At 44.5% G+C, this 12091-nt stretch carries 15 protein-coding genes and 1 tRNA gene; 10 read left to right on the top strand and 6 right to left on the bottom strand.

Annotated features, from left to right (window positions below):
• Window positions 1–18: 18 nt before the first annotated feature.
• Together MTBPR1_RS01065 and MTBPR1_RS01060 are read right to left on the bottom strand one after the other, a co-directional pair.
• Window positions 19–95: transfer RNA gene (locus MTBPR1_RS01065), tRNA-Pro, on the bottom strand.
• A gap of 66 nt (window positions 96–161) precedes the next feature.
• Window positions 162–611 (bottom strand): DUF192 domain-containing protein, encoded by a 450-nt coding sequence (locus MTBPR1_RS01060; RefSeq protein WP_126464938.1) that lies wholly within the window; start codon window positions 609–611, stop codon window positions 162–164.
• A gap of 286 nt (window positions 612–897) precedes the next feature.
• On the opposite strand from MTBPR1_RS01060, the gene MTBPR1_RS01055 reads away from it, so the two are divergent.
• The 10 genes from MTBPR1_RS01055 to MTBPR1_RS01010 are packed head-to-tail and all read left to right on the top strand — an operon-like array spanning window position 898 to window position 8314.
• Window positions 898–1386 (top strand): Na+/H+ antiporter subunit E, encoded by a 489-nt coding sequence (locus MTBPR1_RS01055; RefSeq protein WP_069185691.1) that lies wholly within the window; start codon window positions 898–900, stop codon window positions 1384–1386.
• Window positions 1386–1679: an MrpF/PhaF family protein gene (locus MTBPR1_RS01050; protein WP_069185690.1), complete on the top strand. Its 294-nt coding sequence runs from the start codon at window positions 1386–1388 to the stop codon at window positions 1677–1679. Before MTBPR1_RS01055 ends, MTBPR1_RS01050 begins: the two co-directional genes overlap by 1 nt.
• Window positions 1680–2036: a monovalent cation/H(+) antiporter subunit G gene (gene mnhG, locus MTBPR1_RS01045; protein ID WP_069185689.1), complete on the top strand. Its 357-nt coding sequence runs from the start codon at window positions 1680–1682 to the stop codon at window positions 2034–2036.
• Between the two features lie 29 nt (window positions 2037–2065).
• Window positions 2066–2617, top strand: a complete 552-nt coding sequence (locus tag MTBPR1_RS01040) for a DUF4040 domain-containing protein (protein WP_069185688.1) — start codon at window positions 2066–2068, stop codon at window positions 2615–2617.
• Complete coding sequence (locus MTBPR1_RS01035; RefSeq protein ID WP_240492839.1) at window positions 2614–3033, top strand: Na(+)/H(+) antiporter subunit B; 420 nt, start codon at window positions 2614–2616, stop codon at window positions 3031–3033. Before MTBPR1_RS01040 ends, MTBPR1_RS01035 begins: the two co-directional genes overlap by 4 nt.
• A gap of 3 nt (window positions 3034–3036) precedes the next feature.
• A complete protein-coding gene (locus MTBPR1_RS01030; protein ID WP_069185687.1) occupies window positions 3037–3405 on the top strand; it encodes a cation:proton antiporter subunit C in 369 nt (122 codons plus the stop codon).
• Window positions 3405–4883: a monovalent cation/H+ antiporter subunit D family protein gene (locus tag MTBPR1_RS01025; protein ID WP_069185686.1), complete on the top strand. Its 1479-nt coding sequence runs from the start codon at window positions 3405–3407 to the stop codon at window positions 4881–4883. Before MTBPR1_RS01030 ends, MTBPR1_RS01025 begins: the two co-directional genes overlap by 1 nt.
• A complete protein-coding gene (locus MTBPR1_RS01020) occupies window positions 4880–6364 on the top strand; it encodes a monovalent cation/H+ antiporter subunit D family protein (RefSeq protein WP_069185685.1) in 1485 nt (494 codons plus the stop codon). The genes MTBPR1_RS01025 and MTBPR1_RS01020 overlap by 4 nt, the downstream gene beginning before the upstream one ends.
• The gene (locus MTBPR1_RS01015; RefSeq protein WP_069185684.1) at window positions 6361–6612 is read left to right on the top strand and encodes a hypothetical protein; all 252 of its coding nucleotides are present in this window, start codon (window positions 6361–6363) and stop codon (window positions 6610–6612) included. The genes MTBPR1_RS01020 and MTBPR1_RS01015 overlap by 4 nt, the downstream gene beginning before the upstream one ends.
• Window positions 6602–8314, top strand: coding sequence for a Na(+)/H(+) antiporter subunit D (locus MTBPR1_RS01010; RefSeq protein WP_240492838.1), 1713 nt, complete (start codon window positions 6602–6604; stop codon window positions 8312–8314). Before MTBPR1_RS01015 ends, MTBPR1_RS01010 begins: the two co-directional genes overlap by 11 nt.
• A 37-nt stretch (window positions 8315–8351) precedes the next feature.
• Here the strand turns inward: MTBPR1_RS01010 and MTBPR1_RS01005 are convergent, their stop codons facing one another.
• The 4 genes from MTBPR1_RS01005 to MTBPR1_RS00990 all read right to left on the bottom strand — a co-directional run bounded on the left by MTBPR1_RS01005 (window position 8352) and on the right by MTBPR1_RS00990 (window position 12051).
• A complete protein-coding gene (locus tag MTBPR1_RS01005) occupies window positions 8352–8936 on the bottom strand; it encodes a Panacea domain-containing protein (protein ID WP_069185683.1) in 585 nt (194 codons plus the stop codon).
• Window positions 8937–9039: 103 nt separating this feature from the next.
• Window positions 9040–9483, bottom strand: a complete 444-nt coding sequence (locus MTBPR1_RS01000) for a hypothetical protein (protein WP_069185682.1) — start codon at window positions 9481–9483, stop codon at window positions 9040–9042.
• A 159-nt stretch (window positions 9484–9642) separates the two neighbouring features.
• Window positions 9643–10170, bottom strand: a complete 528-nt coding sequence (locus tag MTBPR1_RS00995; RefSeq protein ID WP_069185681.1) for a hypothetical protein — start codon at window positions 10168–10170, stop codon at window positions 9643–9645.
• Between the two features lie 15 nt (window positions 10171–10185).
• A complete protein-coding gene (locus tag MTBPR1_RS00990) occupies window positions 10186–12051 on the bottom strand; it encodes an AsmA family protein (protein WP_069185680.1) in 1866 nt (621 codons plus the stop codon).
• Between the last annotated feature and the right edge of the window lie 40 nt (window positions 12052–12091).

Genomic DNA, 12091 nt, shown 5'->3' with positions numbered 1-12091 from the left:
TTTTCGAAGCTTTTAAACTGGTCGGGGAGACAGGAATTGAACCTGCGACCCCTTGTACCCAAAACAAGTGCGCTACCAGGCTGCGCCACTCCCCGACGGCCCGAAACATATTGAGACAGAGGCCCTTTGGCAAGCACTTTTTTTCACTTTTTTGAAAAAAATTAATTCTGGATAATTACGCTGTCTCCAATCCCAATTCCAAAGTCTTCTGCACTGCCGCCAATCATTTCTAAAACGGCAGAAACCTGCCCTCCTGAATGTATCTTGCGTGTTGAGTTAGGTTCAGTTTTCTCTTCAATCTGACGAATGCGGCCTTTTCTGTTGATAAAGATCATATCAAGCGAAAGAGGTGTATTCTTCATCCACATCGCAACCGCACGCGGTTTTTGATAGATAAAAAGCATGCCTTCTTTTTTTGGGAGTCTCTTTCGAAACATCAATCCTTTTGCTTTTTCAGCCGGTGTGACCGCATATTCAACAAGCACCTTTACCGGGCCTTCTTTTGTGACAATCGTGATATAGCCCTTGCCTGCACTCATAGCTGGTGATGTAAGAGCAAAAAGTGAGATTATAAAAACTAAAGATAATCTTGATAGCTTATTGATAAACAAGGCAGCCCTCCGAATCCGGTCATGATACTATGTCGCTTTAAGCGTGGATAACCTATGAATTGTCGATACCACAGGTTTGATTTGAATAAATCATAGCCTGAAATACGTATAATTACCTTAATTTCTTCTCAAATAAGCCAAATTTCGCCTTGTAATGCCAATTGCGGGCATAGCGAGACGATTTGATGTTGCTATCCGTTAATGAATTGTTATCTTTTAAGTAATGAGCAGAGTCTGAATCTCTTTCAGGTGATGCATTTAATAATAAACAGTCAGGGGAAATCCTGTGGCAAGCTCTATAAGCCTTTGGGTCTTTCTATATGTGTTTTGGTTTTTGCTTTCCGGTCATACCGAGCCGCTCTTGCTTGGTTTTGGCGCAATATCCTGCACGCTCGTCGTTTACATTGCCCATCGTATGGATGTGATCGACCATGAGGGACACCCTTCTCATATATCTTTTAAAATCCTTCCGTACTGGATTTGGCTTTGCTGGGAAATCGTGAAAGCAAACATTGATGTTGCTAAAGTCATTCTTTCCCCAAAAATGCCGATCAGTCCGGTTATGTTTAAAACGAAAGCCAGTCAAAAACGTGAACTGGGCCAAGTGATCTATGCAAACTCGATCACACTGACACCTGGCACGGTTGCCGTTGGCCTTGAAGATGGCGTTTTGGAAATTCATGCCCTTACGAAAGAAGGGGCCGAAGGTGTTTTAACTGGTGAAATGGACCGCAAAGTCTGTTGGTGCAAAGGCGAGATGGAGGGCAAATCATAATGTTTGTTGCTGCGGCTGCCGCCCTTATTGTTGCCATTTTACTTGGTTTAGTACGAGCTCTTGTCGGACCGACAATTTATGACCGTATTCTTGCTGGTAATATGATTGGCACGCTCACCGTTATCTTGATTGCTGTTCATGGCTTTTTAGCAGGTCGTCCAGAATTTCTGGATATCGCTTTAGTTTATGCCTTGATCAACTTCATCGGTACCATTGCCATTCTTAAATATTTCCGCTTTAAGGATTTGGGACATTCTGGTGCTGATCATGGTGAAGCCAAGGAGGATATGTAAATGGATATGATCCTCGATTTATTAAGCTGGTTCTTTATTTTACTTGGCAGTGCCTTTGTCCTCATTGGGGCAATTGGTGTTATCCGCCTACCAGAAGTCTTCACCCGCTCTCATGCTGCTGGAATGGTTGATACCTTTGGCACAGGCATGATTGTACTTGGTCTTATGTTCCAAGCTGGCGGGTTCAACCTTGTTTTGGTGAAACTTGTAATGATTGGTTTCTTCCTCTTCTTTACAAGTCCGGTTTCCAGCCATGCCTTGGTGCGTGCTGCCATGGCAGACGGTGCGAAACCTCTTCTTAAAGAAGGCGTCGAGTTAAAAGGCGCCCATAAAGACGAAGGAGATAAGCCATCCTAGAGATTCTCAATATAATCCTGCTGCTCTTCATGGCTGTTGCTGCTATTGGTATTTTGCGCATGAAGAACCTGTTTGGGGTTGTCATGCTCGGCGGTATTTATAGTTTGCTGTCAGCCTTGATGTTCGTAAATCTGGATGCGGTTGATGTGGCCTTTACAGAAGCTGCTGTTGGTGCGGGGATTTCCACCGTTTTGATGCTGGGTACGCTTGCGCTTACCTCGCGTGAAGAAAAACAGGAAAAGAAACCAGCCCATACAATCTGGCTTCCTTTAATCGTTGTTGTCGCAACAGGTGTTGCCCTTATCTATGGTACATTGGATATGCCAGCCTATGGCGACCCAAATGCACCTGTTCATAACCATGTCGCACCTCGTTACTTAACAGATTCTGAAACCGAAGTGGGTATGCCCAACATCGTGACCTCTGTTTTGGCGAGCTATCGTGGTTTTGATACGCTTGGGGAAACAACCGTGGTGTTTACTGCCCTTGTGGGTGTGCTCATCTTATTGGCGGGTCGACGTCGCAAAGAAGACGATGCCCCAACATTGGAAGAACTTGAAGAACGGGAGGATGAGGCATGATGAGACGAAAGCCTATTCTACGGGTCACTTCAAAGGTCTTTATGCCCTTTATTCTGATTTATGCCCTTTATGTGCAATTCCACGGTGATTTCGGTCCCGGGGGTGGTTTTCAAGCTGGTGTAATTTTTGGGTCGAGCTTCATTTTGTACGCACTGATCTTTGGTTTGCACGATTGTAAACTGGTCCTGCCCGCAACTGTGCTTGAGATTATGTCTGCACTGGGTGTCTTGCTTTATGCAGGTGTTGGGGTTGTCAGCTTTTTCATGGGGGATAATTTCCTTAATTATAATTCTCTCGCCCATGATCCACTGCATGGTCAGCATTACGGTATTTTGCTGGTTGAGCTTGGCGTTGGTATGACGGTCTTCTCGTCCATGACGCTGATCTTTTATATTTTTGCAGGACGGGGGCGTTAAGTTATGGAATATAACGAAATTTTCAACCCCGGCCTTTATAACTACTGGATCGTTATCTTTTTGATGATGGTCGGTTTTTATATTGTTATTGCACGGGGTAATCTGGTTAAAAAACTGGTTGGATTGAACATTTTTCAAACCTCCGTTTTTATTCTTTATATCAGTATGGGTAAAGTAACTGGCGGTACTGCACCAATTTTTGGTGAGGGTCTTACGGTCTTTTCCAACCCCCTGCCACACGTTTTGATCCTGACAGCGATCGTTGTAGGTATTGCGACAACCGCCCTTGGCCTCGCCTTGGTGGTTCGCATTCGTGAAGCCTATGGCACGATCGAAGAAGAAGACATTCATGCTCAGGAGGAAGACTTTTAATGACTGCCCATCTTCCTATTTTGCAAATCATCATTCCTTTGATGGCTGCACCGCTTTGTATTGTGCTGCGCCACCGCGATATCGCATGGGGAATTGCTTTGCTGGTCAGCTTGGTAAGCTTTGTCATCTCGTTGATGATTTTAGACCAAGTCCTGACCCAAGGTGTCATATCCTATTTCATGGGCGATTGGCCTGCCCCTTGGGGGATCGAATTCAGAATTGATGTGGTTAACGCCTATATTCTGCTGATCGTTTCTGCCATCGCTGCCATTGTTGCCCTTTATGCACGTCATAGCGTGAATAAAGAAATCCCGCGTGAACAAATCACCCTTTTCTACACGGCCTTTTTACTGTGTTTGACGGGTCTGCTGGGAATGACGGCAACAGGTGATGCCTTTAACCTGTTTGTTTTCCTTGAGATTTCATCACTTTCAACATATGCACTGATTTCCCTTGGTAAAGATCGCCGCGGTTTAACGGCCTCTTACCAATACCTCATTATGGGAACGTTAGGTGCAACCTTCTATGTAATCGGTCTTGGTCTTCTTTATATGATGACCGGAACGCTAAACATTGTTGATCTGCATGAAAAACTCATGGCTATGGATGGGAGCATTCGCACGCTCCAAGCCGCCCTTGCCTTCCTTACCGTTGGTTTGAGCCTGAAGTTGGCTTTATTCCCGCTGCATCTGTGGCTGCCTAATGCCTATACATACGCGCCAAGTACGGTAACGGCCTTTTTGGCAGCAACAGCAACAAAAGTTGCGGTCTACGTCATGCTTCGTGTTTTCTTCACCATCTTTGGTGTGGATATTTTCGAAGAAACAGGTCTTGCCCCTGTGCTTATGACTTTGGCTATTATCGGTATGTTTGTAGCCTCAACAGTTGCAATCTTCCAAAATAACCTGAAGCGCTTGCTGGCATATTCATCTGTTGCGCAAATTGGCTATATCATGTTGGGGATTAGTTTCCTCAATGTGACAGGTGTATCGGCTGGTATTGTTCACTTGCTTAACCATGCGGTGATGAAATCAGCTTGTTTCCTTGCCATGGGTTGTATCATGTATCGTATGGGCTCTGTTCGTTTAGAAGACCTGCACGGCATTGGTAAGAAAATGCCATGGACAATGGCAGCCTTTGTTATTGGTGGCATGAGCCTGATTGGTGTACCCCTAACGGTTGGCTTTGTTTCCAAATGGCAATTGATTATGGCCGCCATGCAAGCTGAGATGATGCCGATCGCCTTCTTGATCTTGTTAAGCTCGCTTCTTGCGGTTGTTTATGTCTGGCGCATCATTGAGGTGGCTTACTTTAAAACACCAGCCAATGGTGATTTAACAGTAAAAGAAGCCCCGCTTTCCATGCTTATTCCGCTTTGGATTATGGCGCTTGCTTCTATCTACTTCGGAGTTGATACGGATATGACACTTGGTGTTGCACAATTGGCTGCCGAGATGCTGGTTGGAGGTGCGCCATGAGTATGGAACTTGCAATTATCCTCTCTATGGTCATTCCGGCTGTAGGTGCTGTCCTGATTGCCCTTACAGGTAAAAGCCCGAACTTGCGTGAATCTGTCACCATGCTTACGGCTGTTGCCCTGTTCTTGAACGTGTTGTTCCTTTTGGGCCCTGTTCTTGATGGGGAACGTCCTGAGGTTACGTTACTTGAAATGTTCCCGGGGCTTTCAATCGCCTTTAAGGTTGAGCCTTTGGGCATGATGTTCTCCCTCATTGCCTCTGGTCTGTGGATATTAAATTCCATTTATTCCATCGGCTATATGCGGGGTAATTCAGAGAAACATCAAACCCGTTTCTATATCTGCTTTGCTGTTGCGATTTCTGCGACTTTGGGTCTGGCTTATTCAGCTAACCTGCTGACATTGTTTATCTTCTATGAAGTATTGACATTCAGCACTTACCCGCTTGTTTCGCATAAAGGTGATGAGAATGCGGTTAAGGGTGCACGCACGTATCTTGGTATTTTGGTAACGACTTCTGTTGCCTTCCTCTTCTTTGCCATTGCATGGACATACTATGCATCAGGTACACTTGATTTCGTCTCAGGCGGTATCTTGGGTGGTAAAGTAGAAGGCCCTATGATGGGCTTGCTCTTGATGCTGTTTATTTACGGTATCGGTAAGGCCGCTGTTATGCCTGTTCACCGCTGGTTACCTGCAGCCATGGTCGCACCAACACCTGTATCTGCATTGCTGCACGCTGTGGCGGTTGTGAAATCCGGTGTGTTCTCGGTCGTGAAAGTGGTCGTTTATACCTTTGGTATTGATAACCTTGTCGATTCTGGTTCAGCCGATTGGCTTGTCTATGTGTCAGGCTTTACGATTATCGCCGCCTCCATGGTTGCGCTTCGCCAAGATAACTTGAAACGCAGACTTGCTTATTCGACCATCTCGCAATTGTCTTATGTTGTTTTGGCAGCAGCCATTTTAACACCGATTTCTGCAGTGGGGGCCGCCCTTCATATTGCGGCTCACGCCTTTGGTAAGATCACGCTCTTCTTTGCAGCGGGGTCTATTTACACAGCGGCACATAAAACAGAAGTCAGCCAGCTTGATGGGATTGGTTGGAAAATGCCAATTACCATGACAGCCTTTGCCATTGGCGCGCTGTCTATGATTGGCTTGCCACCCACGGCGGGCTTTATATCTAAATGGTATATTATTCAAGGTGCCATGAGTTCTGAGAACTTTGCTGCCTTGAGCGTTATTATCTTGAGTACGCTCTTAAACGCGGGTTACTTCCTGCCGATTATTTATAAAGCGTTCTTCAAGAAACCCGCTTCTCACGGAACGGATAGTGGCGGCCATCATGATGATCATGGTGAAGCGCCGCTGCCGATTGTTATTGCAATCACCTCAACGGCATTGCTGACAATTTTGATGTTCCTATTCCCAGACGTTGCCCTTGAGTTGGCACAACAAATGATTGGGGGTGCACAATGAGTGAACAACAAGACGTTCACTGGCTCTGCCGCCCTGAGACCATAAAAAAATTATGGGTCATCGGCATTGTCATTTTGGTCATTACAGTGGCTTTGGAATTCACCATCCACCCACACCCTTATTTTGAGGTTGACGGTTGGTTTGGCTTTAATGCTTGGTTTGGTTTTGGTGCCTGTGCAGCCATGGTTTTATTTGCCAAACTGCTGGGTATTTTCTTAAAACGGAAGGACACCTATTATGATGATTAACAGTGCTCTTCCCCCTGGGCTTATTTTGATCCTAGGCGCTTTATTCTTACCTGCACTGGTTGGTAATGCGCGCAAAACAGCCATGCTGTTATTACCTGTTATCACCATGTATTTCATCTGGGGTGTTCCCGATGGCGTGCAGATGACGGTGCAGTTCCTTGATTATACGCTGGAACCATTACAGGGCGATAAGCTTTCACGCCTCTTTGCCACCATCTTTACCTTGATGGCCTTTGTGGGTGGTATCTTTGCCTTAAACCAGAAAAGCCAGATTGAGCTTATGTCTGCCTACGCCTATGCAGGTGGTGCAGTCGGTGTGGCCTTGGCTGGTGATTTGGTTACAGTCTTTGTCTTTTGGGAATTTATGGCAGTTGCCTCAACCTTGGTGATTTGGTCTGCGCGCACTAAAGAATCTTATGGCGCGTCCATGCGCTATATCATCGTTCACCTTTTTGGTGGCGTTGTGTTGATGATTGGCATTATCGGTCAAATCTATCATTCAGGTTCTGTTGAATTTAGTGCCATGCAAGCCGATAGCTGGTGGACATGGATGTTACTGGCAGGCTTCCTGATTAACGCAGGTGCGCCTCCCTTTTCCGCATGGTTGCCCGATGCCTATCCAAGCGCATCTTGGTCGGGTAGTGTTTTCTTATCTGCCTTTACAACCAAGACAGCTGTTTATGTTTTGATCCGTAGTTTCCCCGGTGAAAATGTTCTCATCTTTGTTGGGCTCTATATGGTTTTCTACGGCATTATCTATGCCTTGTTAGAAAACGACATGCGCCGCATTTTGGCCTATTCGATCATCAACCAGGTTGGTTTCATGGTTGTGGGTATCGGAATTGGGACGGAACTGTCACTTAATGGTGCCTCCGCTCACGCCTTTGCTCATATCATCTATAAAGCCTTGCTGTTGATGTCGGCTGGTGCGGTGATGTATGAGATCAACAAACGCAAATGTACGGACCTTGGCGGGCTTTATAAGGCCATGCCACTGACCATGATTTGCGGCACGATCGGTGCCTTGGCGATCTCTGGCTTTCCGCTAACCTCTGGTTTTACGACCAAGACCATGATTGCTTCGGCTGCGGCCAGTGAACATATCGGTTATGCGTGGTTCTTGTTAGAAGCAGCTTCTGCGGGTGTATTCCTGCATGCGGGGATTAAATTCCCGTGGTTTGTCTTCTTCCAACGCGCGCCGGGTTATGTTGAAAAACATTTCAATGCCAAACCAAAAGACCCACCCTTTAACATGCGTCTTGCCATGTTGATTATGGCTGGTTTCTGTATTGGTTTAGGTGTTTATCCAGAACCACTTTATGCATTGCTGCCATATGCGGTTGATTATGTGCCTTACACAGGTACGCATGTTGTCCATATGCTTGAGTTGCTGTTGTTCTCTGGTTTTGCTTTCTTCGTTTTATTGAAGATGATGAAACGTACATTGACCATCACGCTCGACTTTGACTGGTTTTATCGAAAATTCTTTAACCTACTGCACGAAGAGTTTTTCGTTCGTCACGGTGGAGCAGCTTTTGTTGCCTTTAAGAAAGGCTCATTAAGCCGCCTTGATGCGTTAGTAAAGCATGTGACACGCCATCATGGACCCCATGGTATTTTGGCACGCACATGGCCAACAGGCAGCATGGTCCTTTGGGTTGCGATCCTTTTAGGTCTCTATCTACTGGTCTATTACATGTAGTCAAAGTGTTGATCGTTCAAAAAGTAAAAAGGCTCCTTTATCTCGGAGCCTTTTTCTTTGCCTGTTTTGAGGCCAGCGGGGTGGCCTGTGCGACTTTTCGAAGACCCGGTGCCCATGACTTGGCTTCAACTGCCCTACCCTGATGGGTGCGGACGACTTTGGGCTTAAGTACTTTATCCACACCGGGTGCCGTTTTTGATTTGTTGAAACTTAACACCATTTCTTTGAACGGTATTTCAGTGCGCTTGCCTTTCTTAATGGCCTTTTTAAAGGCAGGCGTGCGTGTTGTAATGTCGTTTAATTTATCTGCTGAAAATGAGCCAAAGCGACGCCAAATCCCATCAAGGAATTCATCGACATAAGGCGGCATTGTTGTATTGAGATAAAAACTCGGGCGCCCTTGCTCAAACGCACGAAACACATGGGGCTCAATCGGTCCCATATCATCGGCAACAAACGTACAAGGGGCGAGTTTTTTGCCATGATAGGCCAGTGCAAAATAACTTTGGGATAGAAACAGTAAACGATGCATCTTCATAGGTTGAAGATATTCATTATCATTTAGTGCATGGTCCATGAACCAAGCGGCAACGTCATACATGGTTTCTACGGCAGCAGCCATTGTACCCTCTTAAATACTCACTTTTGTAATTTTAATATACACAGCAAAATGTTTCCACCTACTTAACGCATGTGAAAATACTTAAAGACAAATGTGTGAATGATTACATCGCGATATTAAGTGAGCCGCCCCTTACCTTAAGTTCACCACTAATTGCGCGTGTGCTGGTCTCATATGTAGAGGTCGCACGAGCCATATAGGCTTGGAAAGCAGGCTTTCCGGATGTTGCAGAGTTTTCTTCATCATAATAACCTTCCTCACTTAGTGCATTTGCTTCATGTTGAGATTCTTCAAAAAGCATTGCAAAGGTGCGCGATGTACCATGCAATTTAAGCGTATGAGGCTGTTCATGAGAATTATTACGATGCTGCTGGCCTTGATTAAAGTTATCAAAACCCTTGTTTTCCTCTTCTCCTTTGACCCCTGTTTGGGCAAAAAGTTCAGAGACAAGCCCTGATTGAGAAGCGACCTGACGAGCACTGTTACCCGAACGGCTCGATGCCACCGGGGAGGTACTAGCTGCAACTGGCTTAGTAACGCTCGACATAACAGGTCTTTCAATGTTTCGAAACATATGAACGGATGTGTGGTCCATTCATAAAATACACGTACGTACTATCTAATTTACGCGAGCATTAGATAAATAGCAAGTTTTATAGGGGAATTTACGGGTCCCACGGCGCACATAACTACATAAGTGTTTGAATTACTGCGGTTTTAGGTCTTCTGGCAATTCTGGCGGAAGATCAGCGCTTGGTGCAGGTGTTACATTTACTGATTTTCTTGACAGCGAATCTTTTGCATTGACGTTATAGCGACATTCAAAAGTAATGCGGTTTGGCGTCACCAACGGGCAATCCCACTTGTCATTTTCAACGTAAACCAGCTTTAAAGAAGCAATCATTGCTTCGATACGACGTTGACGTTCAATAGGGCCTGCAAAGCTTGCGCCTTCTGCTTCACGCAGGTAACGTACATTTTGCAGCTTACCTGTTTGAACAAGGTTTTGAACTTCACTAATGCGTGCTGTGCATTCTTCTTTAGCAAGCTCACTAACAAGTTCACGACTATGTGAGGTTTGTTCAAAACAAACAGAAACAGTAATCTCACCGTCAGGGATAGACGAAATACGCTCACGCTTCCAATCCTCTATAAAGGGAGTGGGTGTACATGCCTGCACTAAAAACAATAAAGCGAATGCCGCTAGGGCTTTATAAATTTTAAAAACGGGCACGAGTTTAATTTCCTATCAATCCAGAAGATCAGTTTCTTCAATTTGTAATTCTTCATGATCCATTGCGGTGTCATCTTCCTTTTCTTCTAATGGAATTAAACCTGAATGCAAACCATCACGTAACTGTGGGGCTTTTTTTCCATTAGAGGATGTCATCAAGGACATGTCTTGCAACGGGCCTGTTATTTTAACAAAGCCTTTTTTATTTAGATGACTGATTAAGCTGTCAAAATTGATATCAACTTCTTTTTCAATAAGATCAACACGCGCACTGCCTGTGACATCAACAGATGGGGCAATGAATTCAATCATCTCACTATAAATCTGCCCTCGATTGCCTTCAACACGTCCTTTAAGTTCCGTAAACTCAAAAGCTTTCGTGTTATGCCCTGTCAAAGATAAAGCAATATCCTTATTAAGGATGGAACCATCAATCACAGAATAATCACCATGAATGCGCGCTGTTTCTATTAATGACAAAATAGACCCACCTTCAGACTGAATTTCAATCCCGGCTTTTAACGCGCCCGTCATTGAAATATCAAACCCAAGATCTTTTTGGAGCTTTTTTAAATCAATACTGTTTGTATCGATGCGCAAATCCATATAGCCATTCTCTAGGCCTTCATACCAGCGAAAACGTATATTTGACAGCCCATCAAATGCAGCAAATTGATCACTGGTGAGCGACAGGCGACCATCACTAAGTAACAGTTTTACGTTCGGCTGGATGATAAGACCTGAGGGGAAACGAACGCCTTGATATTTTACATCGACATTCGCATCAAACGTATCCAAGAACAGATTTCTAAAACTAAATTTTTGAACATCTCTTAGGGAGGTATAAAAACTCTCTATCGGCCTGATCGGTATGGTGATCGTCCCGGTGACTTCAGGAATGGATGTTTTAAAATCAACCGCCCCTGTTGCCAGAAAAGTAAAAGGATTTTGTGTATAGCTGGCATTTTCAATTTGCAAACGCTGATCACGCAGGCGCAAATCCGTTTTTACCAGTAAATTACCCTGATACTCGTCACACTGTGTTGAGGCTGAAAGCCACCTGCAATACTCATTAAGCGATGGAATATCAAGACGCAAATCCCCTTGGGCAACAAAGGTCGAGCGTTTTGCCGCACTGCCAAGGAACTCAAGGCGTAAGGGAGATGAGTCGAGCTTTAGGGTTAACTTGCTGCGAAACCCTCTCAGAAAATCATCGGGGCGTTGTAATCTAATTCTTAAATCAACGCTGCGTTCATTGACATAAGCATTGCTATAAAGCGTAAAATCACGCACTTCAGCTGGTTTTACAATATCAATATTGATTTTCTCAGCCTTGATCGTGTGATTTTTTTTCTTATTCCAGCGAACAATACCTTCAGAAATCTTGGCATTTTCAATGACAGATCTCTCAATGAAATACTGAATAACTTCTAAATAGCGCACGTCTTCTTTGCGCGCTGTCCCCAGTTGGTTTCTTAAAAAATCTGGTAAATACGGTGTGAAATCACCATTGATTGTCATTTTTGGTGATACAAGGTCAAATTCATCAATGCTGATTGTGCCTGTTAAAAACTGAAAAAACTTGAGCCTTAAGTTCAGTTTTTTGACAGAGCCAACAATCTCTATTTTTGTATCTGTCTGGCCATAAAAGCCAATATCATTGGCAACAATATTTATTTCAGGAAACAGGCTAACGTCGAAACCACCGTCAAAATTAAATTCAAGCCCTGTTGAGCTTTCTAGGCGGCTTTCAAGGATCGACTGATAAATAACTGACGGTAAGATAAAAGGCACGGCAAGCAAAAGCAGGAAAAGACCACCAATCATGATTGGTAGTTTGCTTTTCACTAATTTGACTTCAAAACCGTCAATCTTAAACATCTATAACCCTTGTATCGTCAAACAATTAGGCAATTGTTCG

Origin of the sequence: Candidatus Terasakiella magnetica, from assembly GCF_900093605.1 — a bacterium.
Taxonomy (GTDB): Bacteria; Pseudomonadota; Alphaproteobacteria; order Rhodospirillales; family Terasakiellaceae; genus Terasakiella; species Terasakiella magnetica.
The sequence above is the reverse complement of the archived record's forward strand: the minus strand, read 5'-3'. Positions and strand labels throughout refer to the sequence as shown.